We start from the raw sequence: 23,037 nt of genomic DNA on the forward strand, positions 1-23,037 counted from the left end.
GCATGAGTGTTTCAGCACCAGCAGGGGCGTCGGGTCGTCAGCTGCATAAATTTGGTGGCAGTAGTCTGGCAGATGTGAAGTGCTATCTACGCGTTGCGGGGATCATGGCCGAGTATTCAAAACCTGGCGACATGATGGTTGTTTCCGCAGCGGGTAGTACCACTAATCAGTTGATTAACTGGTTAAAATTAAGCCAAAGCGATCGCCTTTCTGCCCATCAGGTTCAGCAAGCACTGCGCCGTTATCAGAGCGAGCTGATTAGTGGCCTTGTTGCACCTGATGTTGCTGATACTTTAATCGGTCAATTTATTCACGATCTTGAGCGTCTGGCGGGTTTGCTGGATGGCAAAATGACCGACGCAGTGTATTCCGAAGTTGTAGGCCATGGTGAAATTTGGTCTGCACGCCTGATGTCTGCGGTGCTGAATCAGTTAGGTCACCCGGCTGCATGGTTGGATGCACGCGAATTTATGCGTGCAGAGCGTGCAGCTCAGCCACAAGTCAATGAAGGTTTATCCTGGCCGCTGCTACAAGAGCTTATGGCGCAGCATCCGAACAAACGCCTCGTGGTTACCGGTTTTATCTGCCGTAACGACGCGGGCGAAACGGTTCTGCTGGGCCGTAACGGTTCTGACTATTCCGCAACTCAAATTGGTGCACTGGCTGGGGTTTCCCGCGTGACCATCTGGAGTGACGTTGCCGGGGTTTACAGTGCTGACCCGCGTAAAGTGAAAGATGCTTGCTTGCTGCCGCTGCTGCGTCTGGATGAAGCCAGTGAACTGGCCCGTCTTGCCGCCCCAGTGCTGCACGCTCGTACTTTGCAGCCTGTTTCTGGTAGCGATATCGATCTGCAACTGCGTTGTAGCTATTCACCAGAACAAGGGTCAACTCGTATCGAACGAGTGTTGGCTTCTGGTACTGGTGCGCGAATCGTTACCAGCCACGATGATGTTTGCCTGATCGAACTTCAGGTTGCTCCACAGCAAGATTTCAAGCTGGCTCACAAAGAGCTAGATACCCTGCTAAACCGCGCTCAGATTCGCCCGTTGTCGATTGGCGTTCATCCTGACCGAAACCTGCTTCAGCTTTGCTACACTTCAGAAGTTGCTGGCAGCGCACTACAAACTCTTCAGGAAGCAGCTCTTCCGGGCGATTTACGTCTGCGTGAAGGCTTAGCTCTGGTGGCAATGGTTGGTGCGGGCGTTTGCCGTAACCCACTTCACAGCCATCGTTTCTGGCAGCAATTGAAAGATCAGCCTGTTGAGTTTATCTGGCAGTCCGAAGATGGTATTAGCCTGGTTGCGGTACTACGTGTTGGCCCAACAGAAAATCTCATTAAGGGTCTGCATAAGTCACTGTTCCGTGCTGAAAAACGTATTGGTCTGGTTCTGTTCGGCAAAGGGAACATTGGTTCACGCTGGCTGGAGCTGTTTGCCCGCGAGCAAGAAACTATCTCTGCACGAACCGGTTTTGAATTCGTGCTTTCAGGTGTAGTAGATAGCAGCCGCAGCTTGCTGAATTATGAAGGTCTGGATGCCAGCCGTGCTCTCGCTTTCTTCAACGACGAAGCGGTAGAACAGGATGAAGAATCACTATTCCAATGGATGCGTGCGCATCCTTATGATGATTTGGTGGTTCTGGATGTGACTGCGAGTGAACAACTGGCTGATCAATACCTCGATTTTGCCAGCCACGGTTTCCACGTTATCAGCGCCAATAAACTTGCGGGCGCCAGTAATAGCCAGAAGTACCGTGAAATTCGTAACGCTTTTACCAAGACGGGCCGCCACTGGCTGTATAACGCCACCGTGGGCGCTGGTTTGCCGGTAAACCATACCGTTCGTGATTTACGCGAAAGCGGCGACTCCATTCTGGCTATCAGCGGTATTTTCTCCGGTACGCTTTCATGGCTGTTCTTGCAATTCGATGGCACGGTGCCATTTACCGAGCTGGTGGACCAGGCCTGGCAGCAAGGGCTAACAGAACCTGATCCGCGCGTCGATCTCTCCGGGAAAGACGTGATGCGCAAGCTAGTGATCCTGGCTCGCGAAGCAGGTTACGACATCGAGCCGGATCAGGTTCGTGTTGAGTCGCTGGTTACAAACGGCAGTGAGACTGGCTCAATTGACCATTTCTTTGAAAATGGTGATGAGTTGAATGACCAGATGCTTCAGCGTTTTGAAGCGGCTCAGGAAATGGGATTGGTTCTGCGTTATGTCGCGCGTTTCGATGCGAATGGTAAAGCGCGTGTCGGTGTGGAAGCTGTGCGCACTGAGCATCCACTGGCTTCGCTGCTACCGTGCGACAACGTGTTTGCTATCGAAAGCCGTTGGTATCGCGATAACCCGCTGGTTATTCGTGGGCCTGGTGCCGGGCGTGATGTCACAGCCGGTGCTATTCAGTCGGATCTCAATCGTCTGGCGCAATTGCTATAACTCGCTGAAACACAAAAATACTGAGGCCAGCGATTGCTGGCCTTTTTTTATTCTTTTCAATCGAACATGAGGAAAATTCAATTTGGGTGAGAATTCCTCATTTCTTGTGTTGAATTTTCAGTTGACGGAATCATGCTTTTCCTTCATCTTGCTATCTGGACGTCTAAACGTCTGGATAGCAACAAAACACAACATCACATAATAAAATGCGATTAATGAGGTAAGGGTATGAGCTTTTTTCACGCCAACCAGCGGGAAGCACTAAATCAGAGTCTGGCCGAAGTCGCCGGGCAAATTAACGTTTCCTTTGAGTTTTTCCCGCCGCGCACCAGTGAAATGGAACAGACCCTGTGGAGCTCAATTGATCGACTGAGTAGCCTGAAACCTAAATTTGTCTCCGTAACTTACGGCGCAAACTCCGGTGAGCGTGACCGTACCCATAGCATCATCAAAGGTATTAAAGACCGTACAGGTCTGGAAGCTGCACCGCATCTGACTTGTATTGATGCCTCTCCCGACGAGTTGCGTACTATTGCGCAGGATTACTGGAATAGCGGTATCCGTCATATCGTCGCTCTGCGCGGTGATTTACCTCCCGGTGGTGGCAAGCCAGATATGTATGCTTCTGACTTGGTCACACTGCTTAAAGATGTCGGTGACTTTGATATTTCCGTTGCGGCTTACCCGGAAGTTCACCCGGAAGCGAAAAGTGCACAGGCTGATTTGATTAACCTGAAGCGCAAGATTGACGCTGGTGCAAACCGTGCAATCACACAGTTCTTCTTCGATGTGGAAAGTTACCTGCGCTTCCGTGACCGTTGTGCCGCTGCGGGTATCGATGTCGAAATCGTGCCAGGCATTTTGCCAGTGAGTAACTACAAACAGGCGCATAAGTTTGCGACCATGACCAACGTGCGTGTTCCGCACTGGATGGCACAAATGTTTGAAGGGCTGGATAACGATGCAGAAACTCGCAAAATGGTCGGCGCCAATATTGCGATGGATATGGTGAAAATCCTCAGCCGTGAAGGTGTGAAAGACTTCCATTTCTACACGCTTAACCGTGCCGAAATGAGCTATGCGATTTGCCACACTCTGGGTGTTCGCCCGGCAGTTTAATTCTGATAATGGCCCGCAAGGGCCATGACTTTGCCCTCTGGATCCACTCCCCCCTCACAATACCCATTTCATTTGTAATGTTAAGTTTTGAAAGTTTATGTTGCTGTCGACGTTTCTTCGAAAGACTTTTGCTATGTTGCTCATTAGCCAGCAGGAAATAACTATCAAATCTGTAGTTTTTTTCATCTATAACTTATCTGCAGAGCTGTATATCCTGGTATTAAAATAATGAAGGGAGCAGGAAGATGAGCACAAACGAAAACGATCATAATACGTTGTCAGCAGGGAAGTGCCCGTTTCATCAGGGCAGTCATGATGTGAGTGCAGGAGCCGGAACAAGCACGCGGGACTGGTGGCCGAAACAACTCCGTGTTGATCTCCTCAATCAGCACTCAAACCGCTCTAACCCCCTCGGCGAAGATTTTGATTACCGCAAAGAATTCAGCAAACTCGATTATTCCGCGCTGAAAGGCGACCTAAAAGCATTACTAACTGATTCCCAGCCGTGGTGGCCTGCCGATTGGGGCAGCTATGCCGGGCTATTTATTCGTATGGCCTGGCATGGTGCCGGCACTTACCGTTCCCTGGACGGACGTGGTGGCGCAGGTCGTGGTCAGCAACGCTTTGCTCCACTTAACTCCTGGCCAGATAACGTAAGCCTTGATAAAGCTCGCCGCCTGCTGTGGCCTATCAAACAGAAATATGGACAGAAAATATCCTGGGCCGACCTGTTTATACTGGCGGGGAACGTAGCGCTGGAAAACTCCGGCTTCCGCACCTTTGGTTTTGGTGCCGGGCGTGAAGATGTTTGGGAGCCAGATCTGGATGTGAACTGGGGTAATGAAAAAGCCTGGTTGGAACATCGCGACCCGGAGGCACTTGCTAAACGCCCATTAGCCGCGACCGAGATGGGGCTGATTTATGTTAACCCTGAAGGGCCAAACGCCAGCGGTGAACCACTCTCTGCCGCTGCTGCCATTCGTGCTACTTTCGGCAATATGGGGATGAACGACGAAGAGACTGTAGCGCTTATCGCTGGCGGTCATACGTTGGGCAAAACTCACGGTGCAGCAGAAGCAACCCATGTGGGTGTTGACCCGGAAGCGGCACAGATTGAAGCGCAAGGCTTAGGTTGGACGAGCAGCTACGGCAGTGGTGCCGGTGCAGATGCAATTACATCTGGCCTGGAAGTTGTCTGGTCACAAACACCAACCCAGTGGAGTAACTACTTCTTCGAGAACTTGTTCAAATTCGAATGGCTCCAGACACGTAGCCCTGCCGGTGCAATTCAGTTTGAAGCGGTCGATGCGCCTGAAATTATCCCTGATCCGTTTGATCCATCGAAAAAACGTAAACCGACAATGTTGGTCACCGACCTGACGCTGCGTTTCGATCCGGAATTCGAGAAAATTTCCCGTCGCTTCCTCAATGATCCACAAGCTTTCAATGAAGCTTTTGCCCGCGCATGGTTCAAATTGACCCACCGCGATATGGGGCCAATTGCGCGTTACATCGGCCCGGAAGTGCCAAAAGAAGAACTGATTTGGCAGGACCCGTTGCCGAAAGCGACATTCAGCCCAACGCCTGCTGATATCGATCACCTGAAAGCAGAAATTGCCCATTCTGGCCTTTCTGTCAGTGAATTGATTTCTGTAGCCTGGGCGTCGGCGTCGACTTTCCGTGGCGGCGATAAACGTGGCGGAGCCAATGGCGCACGCCTGGCACTGGCACCTCAGCGCAACTGGGATGTGAATGCTTTAGCGGCGCGTGCATTGCCTGCGTTAGAAGCAATTCAGAAAGCGTCTGGTAAAGCGTCACTGGCCGATATCATCGTGCTGGCGGGTATTGTGGGTGTTGAACAGGCGGCGGAAGCGGCTGGTATCAGCGTTCGCGTGCCGTTTATTCCTGGGCGTGTGGATGCCAGCCAGGATCAGACAGATATCGAGATGTTCAACCTGATGGAGCCTGCAGCCGATGGGTTCCGTAACTACCGTGCTCGTGTGGATGCGGCGACAACAGAATCCCTGCTGATTGATAAAGCACAGCAACTTACGCTGACTGCACCGGAACTCACCGTTTTGGTTGGTGGTATGCGTGTGCTGGGTGCGAATTTTGATGGCGGCAAGCATGGCGTATTCACCGAGCGTTTAGGTGTGCTCAGTAACGATTTCTTTATCAATCTGTTGGATATGGGCACGGAATGGAAGGCGACTGATGACTCTTCAGAACTGTTTGAAGGCCGTTGCCGTCAAACCGGCGAAGTGAAGCAGACAGCGACACGCGCGGATCTGGTCTTCGGTTCCAACTCTGTGCTGCGTGCACTGGCGGAAGTTTATGCCTGCGGTGACGCTAAAGAGAAGTTTGTGAAAGACTTCGTTGCGGCATGGGTGAAAGTGATGAATCTGGATCGCTTCGACCTGAAGTAAGGCGGTATCAGACGTAAAAATCCCCGCTGATGCGGGGATTTTTTTATGAGGCTTAACCAGTGTTACGCATACCTGCTGCAACACCTGCAATCGTCACCATCAATGCTTGTTCCACCTGCGCATTTGGCTCTTCACCTTTATCTTCCAACTGACGTGAACGATGCAGCAATTCAGCCTGCAACACGTTCAATGGGTCGGTGTAGATGTTACGTAACTGGATAGACTCGGCAATCCATGGCAGGTCAGCCATCAGGTGCGAATCGTTGGCGATATCCAGAACCACTTTGATATCAGCTTCCAGTTGGTCACGCAATTGTGTGCCGAGCCCCCACAGCTCTGGTTTCACCAGGCGCTGATCGTAATATTCCGCAAGCCACAGGTCAGCTTTTGCAAACACCATTTCCAGCATGCCAAGGCGAGTCGAGAAGAATGGCCAGTCGCGGCACATGGTTTCCAGCACGTCTTGTTTGCCATCTTCGACCACTTTTTGTAGCGCAGCACCGGCACCCAGCCAGGCTGGCAACATCAGGCGGTTTTGCGTCCAGGCGAAGATCCATGGGATAGCACGCAGAGACTCAACGCCACCGTTAGGTTTACGCTTCGCAGGGCGTGAGCCCAGCGGCAGTTTACCCAGTTCCAGCTCAGGCGTTGCCGAACGGAAGTACGGCACGAAGTCTTCATTTTCGCGAATATATCCACGATACATATCACACGAGGTTACAGACAGATCCTCCATGATATGTTTCCACTCTTTCTTCGGCTCTGGCGGTGGAAGAAGGTTGGCTTCGAGAATCGCACTGGTGTAGAGCGACAGGCTGCTGATAGTGATTTCTGGCAGACCGTATTTAAAGCGAATCATCTCGCCTTGTTCAGTCACACGCAGGCCGCCTTTCAGGCTGCCCGGCGGTTGAGAAAGCAGAGCTGCGTGCGCAGGCGCACCGCCACGGCCGATAGAACCACCACGTCCGTGGAACAGCGTCAGGGTGATTCCGGCTTTCTCGCAGGTTTTGATCAGTGCGTCCTGAGCCTGGTATTGCGCCCAAGATGCCGCCATCACGCCTGCATCTTTCGCAGAGTCAGAATAGCCAATCATGACCATCTGTTTGCCCTGAATAAAGCCGCGGTACCAGTCGATATTCAACAACTGAGTCATGACGTCGTCGGCGTTGTTCAGGTCATCGAGGGTTTCAAAAAGCGGCGCAACCGGCAGAGCGAAGGTGCAGCCAGCTTCTTTGAGTAGCAGATGAACGGCCAGCACGTCAGAAGGTGTTTTCGCCATGGAGATAACATACGCGGCGATAGAACCACGCGGTGCTTCGGCAACCACTTTGCAGGTTTCCAGCACTTCGCGGGTGTCATCGCTCGGCTCCCACTGGCGTGGCAGCAGAGGGCGCTTGGAATTCAGTTCGCGGATAAGGAATGCTTGTTTGTCGGCTTCAGACCAGCTTTCGTAATCGCCAATGCCCAGGTAACGCGTCATTTCGCCGAGTGCTTCGGTATGACGAGTACTTTCCTGGCGCACATCAATGCGCACTAATGGCACGCCGAAGCTTTTCACGCGGCGCAGGGTATCAAGCAACTGACCGTTGGCTATAATGCCCATTCCGCACGCTTGCAGCGACTGGTAACACGCGTAGAGCGGATCCCAAAGCTGTTCGTTTTGGGTTAACAAACCTTCAGGTTTTGGCAGGCGCTGGCCTTTCAGGCGAGCTTCTAGCCAGGCTTGTGTCGCCAGTAATTGCTGACGAATACCTTTCATAATGCAGCGATACGGTTCTTGTGCAGCGTCTGGGCCGGCCAGTTCACTCAACTCTGGCGTGCATTCCACCATCGAGAGTTCGGAAATCAGTACCTGAATATCGCGCAAGAACAGGTCGGTTGCTTTCCAGCGGCTTAGCAGCAGAACGTGACGGGTAATATCAGCAGTCACGTTCGGGTTGCCGTCGCGGTCGCCGCCCATCCATGAAGTGAAACGTACCGGAACAAAATCGACAGGCAGTTTGTAATTCAGGTTGTCTTCGAGTTGCTCGTTCAGCTCACGCAGGTAGTTTGGAACCCCTTCCCACAGGCTGTTTTCTACTACCGCAAAGCCCCATTTTGCTTCATCTACAGGGGAAGGGCGGTGCTTACGGATTTCATCGGTGTGCCATGCCTGAGCGACCAGTTGGCGCAGACGGCGCATAATCTGGTTACGTTCGTAATCGGCGATGTCGCTGTGGTCGAGTTGCTTGAGGCAGCTATTTACTTCAACCAGTTTGTGAATCAGGGTGCGACGGGTGATTTCGGTTGGGTGTGCGGTCAGAACTAATTCCAGTGACAAAGACTCAACAGCATCACGAATGGCAGCTTCACTAAGGTCCGGCTGATTTTTTAATTTTTGGAGTGTCTTAGCGATAACTTCGGGATTGCTGGCGGCTTCGCCATTGGCTGAAATGCTGTGATATTGCTCGGCGGTGTTGGCCAGATTCAAGAATTGGCTGAATGCACGGGCTACAGGGAGTAGTTCATCGTTAGATAGGTTCTGTAACGTGGTTAGCAGCTCCTGGCGGTTTGCCTCATTGCCAGCCCGTGAAGACTTTGACAATTTGCGGATTGTTTCTACGCGGTCAAGAATGTTTTCACCTAACGCATCCTTGATGGTATCCCCGAGCAACTTGCCGAGCATACTGACATTACTTCGCAAAGCGGAATACTGTTCGTTCATATGACCCCAGACACCCTATCCAATCTGATATGTAATTTAATTTCACCCGTGAAGGTTCAACACCGTCTTTATAAAGCCACGTAAGTCCTCATTCGTCAATTGCTACGAAATCGTTTCAGCAAACGAATAAATTGCGCTAATTCATGAAATTTAATTACTAACTTCGTGGATAAGCGTTTCTTATGAGGATCCGCTAAAAAGCAGCGTAAAAAGGGGGCAAAACCCCCTGAATCGCTATTTTTAATGCCAACAAAAATGATGAATAACCTGGGTAATAAGTTTGCGCGTTGGCTCAATAAACCGCGTTTCGATGTATTCGTCTGGCTGATGCGCCTGGTTGATAGAACCCGGGCCAAGAACCAGCGTTGGGCAAAGCGTCTGAATAAATGGCGCTTCGGTGCAGTAGTTCACGACTTCGGTTTGCGCACCCAGCAGTTTCTCAACGACTTGTACTAACTGGTGGTCTTTGGCGCATTCATAGCCCGGAATCGGTGGGTGAAGCTCAGAAATCGTCAGGCGGCCAGGCCATTTCTGGCTAACCGGCTCCAGTGCTTCGTTAAGCAAACCGTTCAGGTCGTTTAACGTAAGACCCGGCAGCGGGCGAATATCCATATGCAATTCACAACAAGCACAAATACGGTTGGCGGCATCGCCACCGCTGATATGACCGAGGTTTAGTGTTGGATACGGCACGGTGAAGGCATCATGGTGATAACGCTCTTTCAGGGTGTTCTTCAGCGACATGATGTGGCCGATAGCATCGTGCATCAGTTCGATTGCATTCACACCGCGAGCAGGATCGCTGGAGTGACCGGACTGGCCAAGAATCCGAATCGCATTAGAGATATGGCCTTTATGCGCACGGACGGGCTGCAATGATGTCGGTTCGCCAATGATTGCGCAGTCCGGGCGAATATGGGTGGTCTCAGAGAAATAGCGAGCGCCCGTCATCGTCGTTTCTTCATCAGCTGTCGCCAGAATATAGAGTGGCTTTTTAAGCTGCGTCACATCCACATCGCGCAATGAATCAAGAATAAAGGCAAAGAAGCCTTTCATGTCGGCAGTGCCGAGACCGTACAGCTTGTTTTCGTGCTCAGTCAGCGTGAACGGGTCGCGTGTCCAGCGGCCATCATCAAACGGCACCGTATCGGTATGCCCTGCCAGCAGTAAGCCACCGGCACCGTTTCCGGTACTCGCCAGCATATTGAATTTATTGCGCGTACCAGGAACCGATTGTACTTCAACATTGAAGCCCAGGTCGCGGAACCATCCAGCCAATAAATTGATTAAAGACTCATTGCTCTGATCCAACGCGCTGTCGGTAGCGCTGATGGAAGGAGTCGCGATCAACGCGCGGTAAATCTCGATAAAAGGAGGTAATTTCATCTTCACTGTTGACAGGCCTTAGCTCGGGTTGGTATACATAATCATGCATTTATATTGAATAAAAATACAATATTAACTGCCGTAAGGGAACCCCATGTTCCGGTAGATTTAACCACGTAATTGCACGTTGGGTGATGGCTTACCAGCTGACACCTTTAGCAGACACAACCTAAGAAGGTGTACAGCCGAGATGTTGAATACGCTGATTGTTGGTGCCAGCGGTTATGCAGGCGCAGAGCTTGTGAACTATTTGAATCGCCATCCTCATATGAACATAACCGCTTTGACGGTTTCAGCGCAAAGTAATGACGCAGGAAAATTGATATCTGAATTGCATCCGCAATTAAAAGGTATTGTCGACATGCCGTTACAGGCGATGTCGGATATCAGCGAATTTACTGACGGCGTCGATGTGGTGTTCCTCGCCACGGCACACGAAGTGAGTCACGATCTGGCGCCACAATTCCTGGCAAAAGGCTGTGTTGTTATCGACCTTTCTGGTGCATTCCGCGTTAACGATGCTGAGTTCTATCAGCGCTATTACGGTTTTACCCATCAACATCCGGAACTACTGGAGCAGGCGGTGTATGGCCTTGCTGAATGGCAGAGCGACAAACTGAAAGAAACTAGTTTGATCTCAGTCCCAGGTTGCTACCCGACGGCGGCGCAACTGGCGTTAAAACCGCTGATTGATGCCGGGTTGCTGGATTTGACGCAATGGCCAGTGATTAACGCAACCAGCGGGGTCAGTGGTGCAGGGCGTAAGGCCCCGATTTCCAACAGCTTCTGCGAAGTGAGCCTGCAACCGTATGGCATTTTTAACCATCGCCATCATCCAGAAATTTCGACGCATCTTGGTACTCCGGTGATTTTCACACCTCACCTGGGCAATTTCCCGCGTGGGATTCTGGAAACCATCACCTGCCGTCTGAACGCCGGTGTGACGCAGCAACAAATCGCCGATGTTTTTAATCAGGCGTACCAGAATAAACCGTTAGTGCGCCTGTATGACAAAGGTGTGCCGGCACTGAAAAATGTGGTTGGGTTGCCATTCTGCGATATCGGTTTTGCGGTGCAGGGTGAGCATCTGATTGTCGTCGCCACGGAAGACAATCTTCTGAAAGGCGCATCAGCTCAGGCTGTGCAATGCCTGAATATTCGTTTTGGCTTTGCCGAAACGCAGTCTCTTATTTAATTGATGCCGGGTGACATGATGAATCCATTAATTATCAAATTAGGCGGCGTACTGCTCGATAGCGAAGAAGCGCTCGAGCGCCTATTTACGGCGCTGGTGAACTATCGCGAATCCCACCAACGCCCGCTGGTGATTGTGCACGGTGGCGGTTGCCTGGTGGACGAGTTGATGAAAAAGCTCTCGTTGCCAGTGACAAAGAAAAACGGCCTGCGTGTCACGCCTGCTGACCAGATTGACATCATTACTGGTGCGCTTGCTGGGACGGCGAATAAAACCTTGTTGGCGTGGGCGAAAAAGCATGGCATCAATGGTGTGGGTCTTTGTCTCGGTGATGGCGACAGTGTGACGGTCACAAAACTGGATGAAGAACTGGGCCATGTAGGGCTTGCAAAACCGGGTTCGGCTAAGCTGATTACCACGCTTTTAGATTCTGGTTTCCTGCCGATTGTCAGCTCTATTGGCGTCACTGCTGAAGGTGAGTTGATGAACGTGAATGCTGACCAGGCGGCGACCGCTTTGGCCGCAACGCTTGGTGCGGATTTGATTCTGCTGTCAGATGTCAGCGGCATTCTGGATGGCAAAGGGCAACGTATTGCAGAAATGACGGCGGCGAAAGCTGAGCAGTTAATCGCTCAGGGCATTATTACCGACGGCATGATAGTGAAAGTTAACGCGGCGCTGGATGCAGCACGCACGCTGGGTCGCCCGGTGGATATCGCATCCTGGCGTCACGCGGAGCAGTTACCATCATTATTTAACGGTGTAGCCATTGGCACCCGGATCTTAGCTTAATTTTAAAATAAGTTTTTGAAGGATAAGACAATGCAAAATCACGGCATCAAAAAAATCGTTCTCGCATACTCTGGCGGCCTTGATACTTCAGCCATTATTCCATGGCTGAAGGAAAACTACGGCGGCTGTGAAGTGGTCGCATGTGTGGTGGATATCGGCCAGGACCGTGAAGACCTGAAAGGCGTTGAGCAAAAAGCACTGCGCTCCGGTGCAACTGAGTGCTACGTCGTCGATGCGCGTGAAGAGTTCATCAGTGATTACGTTTATCCGGTATTGCAGACCGGCGCACTGTACGAAGGCACCTATTTGCTGGGTACTTCTATGGCGCGTCCGCTTATCGCTAAAGCGCTGGTTGATGTGGCAAATAAAGTGGGCGCAGATGCGCTGTGCCACGGTGCGACCGGTAAAGGTAACGACCAGGTACGTTTCGAATCCGCATGGGCGGCACTGGCACCACATCTGAAAGTGGTTGCGCCATGGCGTGAGTGGAACCTGCGTTCCCGTGAAGCACTGCTTGATTACCTGAAAGAGCGTGACATCCCGACTACCGCTTCTCTTGAGAAAATCTACAGCCGTGACGAAAACGCATGGCACATCTCTACCGAAGGCGGCGTGCTGGAAAGCCCGTGGAATGCACCGAACAAAGATTGCTGGGTCTGGACTGTTGATCCTAAAGAAGCACCAGATCAGGCTGAAGAAGTTACCGTTACGGTTAAGAAAGGCAAAGTCGTTGCCGTTAACGGCGAAGCGATGACGCCGTTCCAGTGCCTGGAAACGTTGAACAAGATTGGTTCTAAGCACGGCATCGGTCGTATTGATATCGTCGAAAACCGTCTGGTAGGGATTAAATCCCGTGGCTGCTACGAAACTCCAGGGGGCACCATTATGATGGCTGCACTGCGTGGCGTTGAGCAGCTGGTTCTGGATCGCGATAGCTTCAAATGGCGTGAACAACTGGGCCTGGAAATGTCCTACGTAGTTTATGACGGCCGTTGGTTCGCACCACTGCGTAAATCTCTGCAGGCATCTGCGGAATCGCTGGCAGAAGAAGTGAACGGTGAAGTGATTATTGAGCTGTATAAAGGCCATGTCACTGCGAAGCAGAAAAAATCTCCGAACAGCCTTTATAGCGAAGAGTTCGCAACGTTCGGCGAAGACGAAGTGTATGACCACAGCCACGCGGGCGGCTTTATCCGTCTGTTCTCTTTGTCATCACGTATTCGTGCTTTAAACGAACTTAAGAAGTAATCAGGCTATCTTACTTGTCATTTTGAACCCGGGCAGTGCTTGGACAAAACACTCTGTGTTTTGAACGACCAAAGGTCGGCCCCGAAGGGGTAAGCGAAGCGCATAATCCTCACGTACTTCATGTACGCTACGGTTCCTGCGCGCTGGCCGTGTCCAAACTGCCTTCGACGATAACGCCTGACGGTAGTCGAATCATTTAATCAATGGAGCATCACTATGGCACTTTGGGGTGGACGTTTTACTCAGGCAGCAGATCAGCGGTTCAAATCGTTCAATGACTCATTACGCTTTGATTACCGACTGGCGGAGCAAGACATTGTGGGTTCTGTCGCCTGGTCCAAAGCGCTGGTTACCGTGGGTGTTCTGACTGTTGCTGAGCAGGTCGAACTTGAGCAGGCATTGAATTTCCTGCTGGAAGAAGTGCATGCCAATCCGCAGGCGATCCTTGAGAGCGATGCGGAAGATATTCACAGCTGGGTGGAAGGCAAACTCATTGACAAAGTCGGTGCGTTGGGTAAAAAACTCCACACTGGCCGTAGCCGTAATGACCAGGTTGCTACCGATCTTAAACTGTGGTGCAAAATGCAAATCAGTGAATTGTTGGGTGCGACTCGCCAACTGCAACATGCGCTGGTTGAAACCGCTGAAAATAACCAGGATGCAGTGATGCCGGGTTACACGCACCTGCAACGTGCGCAGCCGGTGACTTTTGCGCACTGGTGCCTGGCTTACGTTGAAATGCTGGCGCGTGATGAAAGCCGTTTGCACAGCACGCTTGAGCGCCTCGACGTTAGCCCGTTGGGCAGCGGCGCACTGGCGGGTACGGCGTATGAAATCGATCGTGAGCAACTGGCCGGCTGGTTAGGTTTTGCTTCGGCGACTCGCAACAGTCTGGATAGCGTGTCTGACCGTGACCACGTCCTGGAACTGCTTTCCGATGCGTCCATCGGCATGGTTCACCTTTCTCGATTTGCTGAAGATTTGATTTTCTTTAATACCGGTGAAGCGGGTTTTGTTGAGTTGTCTGACCGTGTGACTTCTGGTTCGTCATTGATGCCGCAGAAGAAAAACCCGGACGCGCTGGAGCTGATTCGCGGTAAATGTGGCCGTGTACAGGGTGCATTGACCGGCATGATGATGACGCTGAAAGGCTTACCGCTGGCTTACAACAAAGACATGCAGGAAGACAAAGAAGGCCTGTTCGACGCGCTCGATACCTGGCTGGATTGCCTGCATATGTCCGTGCTGGTGCTCGATGGTATTCAGGTGAAACGCCCGCGCTGCAAAGAAGCGGCTGAGCAGGGTTACGCCAACGCCACTGAGCTGGCTGATTATCTGGTCGCCAAAGGTGTACCGTTCCGCGAAGCGCATCATATCGTGGGCGAAGCGGTGGTCGAGGCGATTCGTCAGGGCAAAGCGCTGGAAGCGTTGGCGCTGGCTGATTTGCAGAAATTCAGCGCCACCATCGGGGATGATGTTTACCCGATTTTGTCGCTGCAATCTTGCCTGGATAAGCGTTCAGCCAAAGGCGGCGTGTCTCCACAGCAGGTTGCGCTGGCGATTGCCGACGCGAAGCAGCGTCTGGTGTAGAAGCTTTGCCACATAAAATGAGCCTGGCCTTGTGCCGGGCTTTTTTGTTTTAGCGGATAAAAAAAGAGCGGACATAATGTCCGCTAAATAATTCAAGTTGGCTTCAGTTTTTGTTCGGAGAACAAGGGGTTTCCCCCTACGGCACAACCGGGTCATGGATGGTTTGTGCTGTTGATGACTATTATTCATTATCAATGGTTGATAGGGATAATCGTTCGTTGCTATGATTTCTATCGCCATGGGCTATCATGGCGACGGAGGATAGAGAATGAATATTCGTGATCTAGAATACCTGGTGGCGCTGGCTGAGCATCGTCACTTTCGTCGGGCAGCGGATGCCTGCCATGTCAGTCAGCCAACGCTTAGCGGTCAGATTCGTAAACTTGAAGATGAACTCGGCGTGATGTTGCTTGAACGCACTAGCCGTAAAGTGTTGTTCACTCAGGCGGGTTTGTTGCTGGTGGACCAGGCTCGCACTGTGCTGCGAGAAGTAAAAGTCCTTAAAGAGATGGCGAGTCAGCAGGGCGAGGCAATGTCCGGGCCGCTGCACATCGGTTTGATCCCAACCGTTGGGCCTTATCTGCTGCCGCAGATTATCCCGATGCTGCATAAAACTTTCCCGAAACTAGAAATGTACCTGCACGAGGCGCAGACCCATCAGTTGTTAGCGCAGCTTGATAGCGGAAAACTCGACTGTGCGATTCTCGCTTTAGTGAAAGAGAGTGAAGCCTTTATTGAAGTGCCGCTGTTTGATGAGCCAATGATGCTGGCGATTTACCAGGACCACCCGTGGGCGGACCGTGATCGCGTTCCATTATCGGATCTTGCAGGTGAAAAGCTATTGATGCTGGAAGACGGGCACTGCCTGCGCGATCAGGCATTAGGTTTCTGTTTTCAAGCGGGAGCGGAAGAAGACACGCATTTCCGTGCAACCAGCCTTGAAACGCTGCGTAACATGGTGGCAGCCGGAAGTGGGATAACATTGTTACCTGCGCTGGCAGTTCCAAACGAGCGCTGCCGGGACGGTGTGGTTTACCTGCCATGTTATAAACCAGAGCCGCGTCGTACTATCGGTCTGGTTTATCGTCCGGGTTCTCCACTGCGTGGTCGCTATGAGCAACTCGCTGAGGCCATCCGCACGCATATGGATGGCCATTTTGAGCCAGAGTTAAAACAAGCGGTTCAAGCCGTTTAAAGCCGCTACTCGATAGGCTTCCGCCATGGTCGGGTAGTTAAAGGTGGTGTTAACAAAGTACTCAATCGTGTTACCACCCCCTTTCTGCTCCATAATTGCCTGGCCGATGTGAATAATTTCGGCCGCACGCTCACCAAAGCAGTGGATCCCTAAAATCTCTTTCGTCTCACGATGGAAGAGAATTTTTAGCGTGCCTACGTTCATGCCAACGATTTGCGCGCGCGCAAGGTGCTTGAACTGCGCCCGGCCCACTTCATACGGCACTTTCATCGACGTTAACTGCTGCTCGGTTTTCCCGACGGAGCTGATTTCCGGAATGGTATAAATACCTGTCGGAATATCTTCAATCAGATGCGCCGTTGCTTCGCCTTTAACCAGAGCTTGGGCCGCGATTCTGCCCTGATCGTAAGCCGCAGATGCCAGGCTCGGGTAACCAATCACATCGCCAACGGCATAAATATGCGGTTGTGCAGTCTGGTACATGCTGTTGACCTTCAACAGACCACGGCCATCTGCTTCCAGCCCAACATTTTCCAGTGACAGCGAATCGGTATTACCCGTGCGCCCGTTCGCATAAAGCAGGCAGTCAGCTTTCACTTTTTTGCCAGACTTTAACGACACAATGACACCATCTTCCACGCCTTCGATATTCTCAAACTCTTCGTTGTGGCGAATAACGACGCCGCTATTCCAGAAGTGGTAAGAGAGCGAGTCGGACATCTCCTGATCGAGAAACGCCAACAGGCGATCGCGGGTATTAATCAAATCAACTTTGACGTTCATGCCACGGAAGATCGACGCATACTCGCAACCAATCACCCCTGCACCATAAATAATGACGTGGCGTGGTTCATGGTGGAGGTTAAGAATGGAATCGCTGTCGTACACCCGCGGATGGCTGAAATCGACTTCTGGCGGACGATAAGGGCGCGAGCCGCAAGCAATAATGAATTTCTCTGCGGTGATCATCTCCACCGAGCCATCGTGACATTCCAGCGAGATAGTATGTGCATCTACAAAGCGTGCGTCGCCCTGCAACATTTCGCAGCGGTTACGCTCATAAAAGCTCTGGCGCATGCGAGTTTGTTGGTTAATGACGCTATCAGCGTGATTAAGAATATCGGCGAAGGATGAACGGAGGAGATGTGTGTGGTCGCTGTATAAAGGGTTTTGGTTAAATTCGATAATGCGGCTGACTGCGTGGCGCAGCGCTTTTGAGGGGATGGTTCCCCAGTGAGTGCAACCGCCACCCACGTTATGGTAGCGCTCAACAACGGCTACCCTTGCTCCGAGTTTCACCAGCCCCATTGCGGCACCTTCGCCGCCAGGACCGGAACCAATTACTATTGCGTCATAATCGTAGGTGTGTGACATGGTAAGGCTTACCTGTTCTTATACATAAAAGCAACACAATGGTAACATCAACAGCGGGATAACCCAATTATCCTTGTGCTTTTTGCTGCTTTACGCGAAGCGGCTCGCGTAAACAATCATTCACAATCCTGTATAAAACCAGTTAAGTTATTCTCTGGTATAGTGCGAGTTCGATTAAGAGATTCAGGCAATATGATGGGTGTAAGAGCGCAACAAAAAGAAAGAACCAGGCGTTCTCTGGTCGAAGCCGCGTTTAGCCAGTTAAGTGCTGAACGAAGTTTTGCCAGCCTGAGTTTGCGCGAAGTCGCCCGTGAGGCTGGTATAGCGCCAACATCGTTTTATCGCCACTTTCGTGATGTTGACGAACTGGGTTTAACGATGGTTGATGAAAGCGGCCTGATGCTGCGCCAGTTAATGCGCCAGGCTCGCCAGCGAATTGCCAAAGGCGGGAGCGTAATTCGTACTTCTGTCTCAACATTTATGGAATTTATCGGTAATAATCCCAACGCATTTCGTTTGTTGTTACGTGAGCGTTCTGGAACATCTGCCGCATTTCGTGCCGCTGTCGCCCGTGAAATTCAGCACTTTATTGCGGAACTTGCTGACTATCTTGAACTCGAAAATCGCATGCCGCGTAGTTTTACTGAAGCGCAGGCAGAAGCGATGGTTACGATTGTCTTTAGTGCTGGTGCCGAAGCGCTGGACGTTGATGCCGATCAGCGTCGTCAGCTTGAAGAGCGCCTGGTACTCCAGTTGCGCATGATTTCAAAAGGTGCGTACTACTGGTATCGCCGGGAGCAAGAAAAAGTGGCATTAGCTCAAATATCTGAAGAGTGAGTAAAGGAAGAGCAATGAAACAGTTACAAGAGAGAGGTACGCTCGGGCTGGCGTTTATTGCAGGCCTGGCAATTAACGGCACGTTTGCCGCGCTATTTAGCTCGGTTGTGCCGTTTTCCATTTTCCCGATGATCACGCTGGTGCTGACGGTGTACTGTTTGCATCAACGCTACCTGAACCGCACGATGCCTGTTGGCCTGCCAAGTATTGCTGCGGCGTGCTTTGTGCTAGGTGTCTTGTTATATAGCGCAGTTGTGCGGGCTGAGTATCCGGTGATTGGTTCTAACTTCTTGCCTGCGGTGCTTTCAGTTGCATTGCTGTTCTGGATTGGTTTCAAAGTTCGCGCCCGTAAAGCGCAGGTAACTGAATAGTATTCTTAGCCAGAAATAATAACGGACGCCGAGGCGTCCGTTTTGCTATTTGCGTGTCAGCCACACGCCGCATTCCATATGATGCGTATACGGGAACTGGTCGAAGAGCGCCAGGCGCGAAACATTATGGGTTTCGCTTAATACTTCCAGATTCTCGCATAGGGTCTGCGGGTTGCAGGAAATATAGAGAATACGTGGGTATGCCTGCACCATCTTCACCGTGTCTGCATCCAGACCGCTGCGCGGTGGATCGACGAAAATGGTTTCGCACTGATAGCTTTTCAAGTCGATCCCTTCCAGACGCCTGAATTCACGCACGCCATTCATCGCCTGAGTAAACTCTTCTGCTGACATGCGGATAATCTGCACGTTGTCGATTTCATTCGCTGCAATGTTGTATTGCGCGGAAGCGACAGACGGCTTGGCGATTTCAGTCGCCAGTACACGGTTAAAGTTACGTGCTAGCGCCAGCGAGAAGTTACCGTTACCACAGTACAATTCCAGCAGGTCGCCCCTGGAACCCTGAGTTGCATCCAGTGCCCATTCCAGCATATGAACATTCATTGCCGCGTTTGGCTGAGTGAAGCTGTTCTCAACCTGGCGATAAATCATCTCTTTACCGGCAACGGTTAAACGCTCATCAATAAAATCCTGATCCAGTTCGATCTTGGTTTTGGTCGCGCGTCCAATTAAATGAACGTTGAAACCCTGAGCACGCAGATTATCGCGCAATGCTTCAGCGTGTTGCTGCCACTCTTCACCCAACTTGCGATGATAAAGCAACGAAACCACAGCCTGATTGCTCATGGTAGTCAGATAATCAATCTGGAAAAGCTTAAAACGCAGGGCGGGAATATCGCGCACACCATCGAGCATTGCTGGCATTAGTGCGTTGATAAGTTCACTTGCTGCCGGGAAACTATTGACCCGAATACGTTGCTTAGTTTCCTGGTCAAACATGATGTGGTACAGGTCGTCTTCATCGTGCCAGATGCGGAATTCAGCGCGCATCCGGTAATGGCTGACTGGCGAACGGAACACCTCCGGCGCGGGAGCTGCAAAAGGGGCCATCATGCTTTGCAATCGGGCGACTTTTTCGGCCAGTTGCGCGTCGTAAAGTTCTATCGGGAGATGTTCTGGAGTCATAAGCGGCTACCTGTTAATAAAGTCAAACTACGCGGCGATTGTAGGGATTAGGCTCGTGATGTCCAGCGCTGTTGCATTTTGATGCTTATAGACAAGCTTATTAACAAAATCGTAGCATAGCGTTTCCGGCCTTTTTACATGAGTTAAAAGGGAACCCAGTGCAATTCTGGGGCTGACGCGCAGCGGTAAGGAATAGTGGGATGAACGCCATGTGCAGACACTGCTTAATAAAGTGGGAAGTCATCATCCGTAAATAAAACACATCCAAGCCCGAAGACCTGCCGGTATACGTCGCAATTTGTCATAACTATCGCGTGCTATCGGTTATGTCTGCGGCATCCTTGATTTAAAAGCGGATGCTTATTTAAATGAAGTTAAAAAAACTTTCGCTGCTTACGGCGTTGTCCGTAACGGCTTTTTCTGGCTGGGCGCAAGACAGCAATTCTGAAGAAAACCTGGTGGTGACGGCAAATCGTTTTCAGCAACCGGTTAATACGGTGTTGGCTCCGACTGATGTTGTTACCCGGGAAGATATTGACCAATGGCAGGCAAAATCGCTTAACGATGTGATGCGTCGTTTGCCTGGCGTGGATATCGCGCAGTACGGCGGTATTGGGCAAGGTTCTTCTATGTTTATTCGCGGAACCAATGCAAGCCATGTGTTAGTGCTGGTAGATGGTATTCCTATCGCTCGTCCAGGAATCTCTAACACTGCTGATATCAATCAAATCCCCCTTTCATTGGTGCAACGCGTCGAATACATTCGCGGCCCTCGCTCAGCTGTTTATGGATCGGGCGCAATTGGCGGTGTGGTGAATATCATCACGCAAACCGATGAAGATAAATCGCAAATCAATGCGGGTGTAGGCTCGAACGGCTATCAGCAATACGACGGTACTTTGCGTCATCGCTTTGGCGACACCGTGGCGACGGTGGCTGGTTCGTATGAAACGACCAAAGGCTTCAACGTCTTGCCGGACTCACCTTATAGCGGCGATAGCGATCGTGATGGCTATCGCAGCAAATCTTTCTGGGGTGGGCTTGAGCATAAGTTCAGTGACGAGTTTGATGGTTTCTTCCGTGGTTACGGTTATACCAACAATACTGATTACGACCAGGGGTCGTATGGGTATGCCGGTGGTGGCGATGAAGAGCAACTTTACAACCAGACATTCGATGCGGGCATGCGCTTCCATTCTGGCCTTTACTCTTCCCAGTTGTTGGCTAGCTATCAAAAAGTAAAAGACTACAACTATAGCAGCGTGAATGGCCGCTATAACGACGGTACCACTCTCGACAATATGACCCAGCGTAACATTCAGTGGGGTAATAACTTTGTTGTAGGAAATGGCTCAGTCAGTGCAGGCGTTGATTGGCAGCAGCAGCGCTTGACGTCTTCAGACACTGCGATGTCTGATACCTATAAGCGCGATAACACGGGTGTTTACCTCAGCGGTCAGCAGCAGTTTGGTGATGTGACGCTGGAAGCCTCTGGTCGTGAAGATAATGACGAACAATTTGGCTGGCACGGCACATGGCAGACGGCCGCTGGCTGGGAATTTGTTGAAGGTTATCGTGCGACGGTCTCTTATGGTACCGGGTTCCTCGCGCCATCGCTTGGGCAGCAGTTTGGTTCGACACGTTTTGGTATCGACTCAAATCCAAACCTGAAGCCAGAAGAGTCTAAACAATGGGAAGCCGGACTTGAAGGATTGACAGGGCCAGTAGATTGGCGCTTGTCGGCTTATCATTACCAGATAGAAAACCTCATTACCTACTATTCTGCCCCGGGATCTTTCGAAGGGAATTACGACAACATCAAGTCCGCGACCATCAAAGGGCTGGAATGGACGGGCAGCGTTGATACCGGCATCTTTACCCATAAAGTGACGCTTCAGTATATGGACCCGCGTGATGACCAGACTGATGAGGTGTTGGCTCGTCGCGCCAAACGTCAGGCGAAGTATCAGCTCGACTGGAGTATGTTTAATGTCGATATGGATGTTGCGTGGCAGTACTACGGCAAACGCTACGATAACAATACTTCTTCGTACAGCCCGACTCAGCAGGTTTTGCCGAGTTACAGCACTGTTGATGTTTCCGCATCATATCCTGTCACCTCACAGCTAACCGTTCGTGGTAGAATTGCCAACCTGTTCGATAAAGATTACGAGACGGTTTATGGCTATCAAACCCCAGGACGGGAATACTACCTCACTGGCAGCTATACCTTCTAATACACGTCCCACCGTACTGGTTTTCGATTCCGGTGTCGGTGGGCTTTCTGTGTATGACGAAGTCCGGCAGCTTTTGCCTGACCTGCACTATATATATGCCTTCGATAACGTGGCATTTCCCTACGGTGAGAAAAGCGAAGAGTTCATTGTTGAGCGCGTAGTTGAAATTGTTACTGCGGTTCAGGAACGTTACCCACTCGCGCTCGCCATCATCGCCTGTAATACGGCGAGTACCGTTTCGCTTCCTGCGCTACGTGAAAAATTCGCTTTCCCTGTCGTAGGCGTTGTCCCTGCTATTAAACCTGCTGCGCGTCTGACGACTAACGGTGTTGTCGGTTTGCTTGCAACGCGCGGTACGGTTCGCCGTCCTTATACTCACGAGCTGGTTGCGCGCTTTGCGTCAGAATGCAAAATCGAAATGCTCGGTTCGGCAGAGCTGGTGGAGTTAGCAGAGGCCAAATTACACGGGTACCCTGTCGACCTTGAAGAACTGCGTAAGATCCTTCGTCCATGGCTAAGAATGAAAGAGCCACCTGATACAGTTGTATTAGGCTGCACTCATTTCCCTCTATTAGAAGAAGAGTTACTGCAAGTCCTGCCGGAAGGCACCAGGCTGATTGATTCAGGTGCTGCGATTGCTCGCCGTACCGTATGGCTTTTAGAGCATGAATCTCCGAAAGCATTATCTTCTGATGAGAACATTGCGTTCTGTATGGGGCTTACGCCTGAGATTGCACAATTAGCACCCGTTTTGCAGCGTTATGGCTTCCCAAGGCTTGAAAAACTGGCTGTTTGTAGCGATTTCGAATAAAAAATCGACGGTTGAAATAAAAATTGAAAATAGGGGTTGTCAGCTTCCAGAAAATCCCTATACTGCGCCTCCACTGACACGGCACAACGGCTTACAAACCGGCTTGTCAGCCAGATGAAAAGCGAAAATAAACGCTTGACTCTGAAAGAGGAAAGCGTAATATACGCATCC

At 51.1% G+C, this 23,037-nt stretch carries 16 protein-coding genes and 1 riboswitch; of the genes, 12 read left to right on the forward strand and 4 right to left on the reverse strand.

What is annotated here, in order from left to right:
• The first annotated feature begins 2 nt into the window (after positions 1 to 2).
• The 3 genes from M977_RS11540 to katG all read left to right on the forward strand — a co-directional run bounded on the left by M977_RS11540 (position 3) and on the right by katG (position 5,980).
• Positions 3 to 2,435 carry a bifunctional aspartate kinase/homoserine dehydrogenase II gene (locus M977_RS11540; RefSeq protein ID WP_064515090.1) on the forward strand — a complete coding sequence of 811 codons (2,433 nt, stop codon included), beginning with the start codon at positions 3 to 5 and terminating at the stop codon, positions 2,433 to 2,435.
• Between the two features lie 228 nt (positions 2,436 to 2,663).
• A complete protein-coding gene (metF, locus tag M977_RS11545) occupies positions 2,664 to 3,554 on the forward strand; it encodes a methylenetetrahydrofolate reductase (protein WP_064515096.1) in 891 nt (296 codons plus the stop codon).
• A gap of 245 nt (positions 3,555 to 3,799) precedes the next feature.
• Entirely contained in the window at positions 3,800 to 5,980 is a 2,181-nt protein-coding gene (gene katG, locus M977_RS11550) for a catalase/peroxidase HPI (protein WP_064515099.1), read from the forward strand.
• 52 nt (positions 5,981 to 6,032) lie between these two features.
• On the opposite strand, the gene ppc is transcribed toward katG, so the two are convergent.
• Both ppc and argE read right to left on the reverse strand, forming a co-directional pair.
• On the reverse strand, positions 6,033 to 8,684 hold the full coding sequence (gene ppc / locus M977_RS11555) for a phosphoenolpyruvate carboxylase (protein WP_064515102.1): 2,652 nt from the start codon (positions 8,682 to 8,684) through the stop codon (positions 6,033 to 6,035).
• A 240-nt stretch (positions 8,685 to 8,924) separates the two neighbouring features.
• Positions 8,925 to 10,076 (reverse strand): acetylornithine deacetylase, encoded by a 1,152-nt coding sequence (gene argE, locus M977_RS11560; protein WP_064515104.1) that lies wholly within the window; start codon positions 10,074 to 10,076, stop codon positions 8,925 to 8,927.
• Positions 10,077 to 10,260: 184 nt separating this feature from the next.
• Between argE and argC the strand changes: the two genes are divergently transcribed.
• The 5 genes from argC to oxyR all read left to right on the forward strand — a co-directional run bounded on the left by argC (position 10,261) and on the right by oxyR (position 16,090).
• The gene (gene argC / locus M977_RS11565; RefSeq protein WP_064515107.1) at positions 10,261 to 11,265 is read left to right on the forward strand and encodes an N-acetyl-gamma-glutamyl-phosphate reductase; all 1,005 of its coding nucleotides are present in this window, start codon (positions 10,261 to 10,263) and stop codon (positions 11,263 to 11,265) included.
• 15 nt (positions 11,266 to 11,280) lie between these two features.
• Positions 11,281 to 12,057, forward strand: coding sequence for an acetylglutamate kinase (argB, locus tag M977_RS11570; protein WP_120066756.1), 777 nt, complete (start codon positions 11,281 to 11,283; stop codon positions 12,055 to 12,057).
• 30 nt (positions 12,058 to 12,087) lie between these two features.
• Positions 12,088 to 13,305: an argininosuccinate synthase gene (locus M977_RS11575; RefSeq protein ID WP_064515111.1), complete on the forward strand. Its 1,218-nt coding sequence runs from the start codon at positions 12,088 to 12,090 to the stop codon at positions 13,303 to 13,305.
• 216 nt (positions 13,306 to 13,521) lie between these two features.
• Positions 13,522 to 14,895, forward strand: coding sequence for an argininosuccinate lyase (gene argH / locus M977_RS11580; RefSeq protein ID WP_064515112.1), 1,374 nt, complete (start codon positions 13,522 to 13,524; stop codon positions 14,893 to 14,895).
• Positions 14,896 to 15,163: 268 nt separating this feature from the next.
• The gene (oxyR, locus tag M977_RS11585; RefSeq protein WP_064515114.1) at positions 15,164 to 16,090 is read left to right on the forward strand and encodes a DNA-binding transcriptional regulator OxyR; all 927 of its coding nucleotides are present in this window, start codon (positions 15,164 to 15,166) and stop codon (positions 16,088 to 16,090) included.
• On the opposite strand, the gene sthA is transcribed toward oxyR, so the two are convergent.
• Positions 16,064 to 17,464, reverse strand: coding sequence for a Si-specific NAD(P)(+) transhydrogenase (gene sthA / locus M977_RS11590; RefSeq protein WP_034461384.1), 1,401 nt, complete (start codon positions 17,462 to 17,464; stop codon positions 16,064 to 16,066). The genes oxyR and sthA overlap by 27 nt on opposite strands.
• Before the next feature lie 192 nt (positions 17,465 to 17,656).
• On the opposite strand from sthA, the gene fabR reads away from it, so the two are divergent.
• Positions 17,657 to 18,301 carry an HTH-type transcriptional repressor FabR gene (fabR, locus tag M977_RS11595; protein ID WP_115631628.1) on the forward strand — a complete coding sequence of 215 codons (645 nt, stop codon included), beginning with the start codon at positions 17,657 to 17,659 and terminating at the stop codon, positions 18,299 to 18,301.
• Positions 18,302 to 18,315: 14 nt separating this feature from the next.
• Positions 18,316 to 18,672 (forward strand): YijD family membrane protein, encoded by a 357-nt coding sequence (locus M977_RS11600; protein ID WP_064515116.1) that lies wholly within the window; start codon positions 18,316 to 18,318, stop codon positions 18,670 to 18,672.
• Between the two features lie 45 nt (positions 18,673 to 18,717).
• On the opposite strand, the gene trmA is transcribed toward M977_RS11600, so the two are convergent.
• The gene (gene trmA, locus M977_RS11605; protein WP_064515118.1) at positions 18,718 to 19,818 is read right to left on the reverse strand and encodes a tRNA (uridine(54)-C5)-methyltransferase TrmA; all 1,101 of its coding nucleotides are present in this window, start codon (positions 19,816 to 19,818) and stop codon (positions 18,718 to 18,720) included.
• A gap of 109 nt (positions 19,819 to 19,927) precedes the next feature.
• Positions 19,928 to 20,118, forward strand: a riboswitch (cobalamin riboswitch).
• A 68-nt stretch (positions 20,119 to 20,186) separates the two neighbouring features.
• Between trmA and btuB the strand changes: the two genes are divergently transcribed.
• Positions 20,187 to 22,055 carry a TonB-dependent vitamin B12 receptor BtuB gene (gene btuB / locus M977_RS11610; protein ID WP_064515120.1) on the forward strand — a complete coding sequence of 623 codons (1,869 nt, stop codon included), beginning with the start codon at positions 20,187 to 20,189 and terminating at the stop codon, positions 22,053 to 22,055.
• The gene (gene murI, locus M977_RS11615; protein WP_074392023.1) at positions 22,000 to 22,866 is read left to right on the forward strand and encodes a glutamate racemase; all 867 of its coding nucleotides are present in this window, start codon (positions 22,000 to 22,002) and stop codon (positions 22,864 to 22,866) included. The genes btuB and murI overlap by 56 nt, the downstream gene beginning before the upstream one ends.
• Positions 22,867 to 23,037: the final 171 nt, after the last annotated feature.

Source organism: Buttiauxella gaviniae ATCC 51604 (assembly GCF_001654835.1).
Taxonomy (GTDB): domain Bacteria; phylum Pseudomonadota; class Gammaproteobacteria; order Enterobacterales; family Enterobacteriaceae; genus Buttiauxella; species Buttiauxella gaviniae.

What these genes read in the sequence shown, in the direction of transcription:
- M977_RS11540 (WP_064515090.1), top strand. Translation starts at nt 3, where the DNA reads ATGAGTGTTTCAGCACCAGCAGGGGCGTCGGGTCGTCAGCTGCATAAA.
- metF (WP_064515096.1), top strand. Translation starts at nt 2,664, where the DNA reads ATGAGCTTTTTTCACGCCAACCAGCGGGAAGCACTAAATCAGAGTCTG.
- katG (WP_064515099.1), top strand. Translation starts at nt 3,800, where the DNA reads ATGAGCACAAACGAAAACGATCATAATACGTTGTCAGCAGGGAAGTGC.
- ppc (WP_064515102.1), bottom strand. Translation starts at nt 8,684, where the DNA reads ATGAACGAACAGTATTCCGCTTTGCGAAGTAATGTCAGTATGCTCGGC.
- argC (WP_064515107.1), top strand. Translation starts at nt 10,261, where the DNA reads ATGTTGAATACGCTGATTGTTGGTGCCAGCGGTTATGCAGGCGCAGAG.
- argB (WP_120066756.1), top strand. Translation starts at nt 11,281, where the DNA reads ATGATGAATCCATTAATTATCAAATTAGGCGGCGTACTGCTCGATAGC.
- M977_RS11575 (WP_064515111.1), top strand. Translation starts at nt 12,088, where the DNA reads ATGCAAAATCACGGCATCAAAAAAATCGTTCTCGCATACTCTGGCGGC.
- argH (WP_064515112.1), top strand. Translation starts at nt 13,522, where the DNA reads ATGGCACTTTGGGGTGGACGTTTTACTCAGGCAGCAGATCAGCGGTTC.
- oxyR (WP_064515114.1), top strand. Translation starts at nt 15,164, where the DNA reads ATGAATATTCGTGATCTAGAATACCTGGTGGCGCTGGCTGAGCATCGT.
- sthA (WP_034461384.1), bottom strand. Translation starts at nt 17,464, where the DNA reads ATGTCACACACCTACGATTATGACGCAATAGTAATTGGTTCCGGTCCT.
- fabR (WP_115631628.1), top strand. Translation starts at nt 17,657, where the DNA reads ATGATGGGTGTAAGAGCGCAACAAAAAGAAAGAACCAGGCGTTCTCTG.
- M977_RS11600 (WP_064515116.1), top strand. Translation starts at nt 18,316, where the DNA reads ATGAAACAGTTACAAGAGAGAGGTACGCTCGGGCTGGCGTTTATTGCA.
- trmA (WP_064515118.1), bottom strand. Translation starts at nt 19,818, where the DNA reads ATGACTCCAGAACATCTCCCGATAGAACTTTACGACGCGCAACTGGCC.
- btuB (WP_064515120.1), top strand. Translation starts at nt 20,187, where the DNA reads ATGAAGTTAAAAAAACTTTCGCTGCTTACGGCGTTGTCCGTAACGGCT.
- murI (WP_074392023.1), top strand. Translation starts at nt 22,000, where the DNA reads ATGGCTATCAAACCCCAGGACGGGAATACTACCTCACTGGCAGCTATA.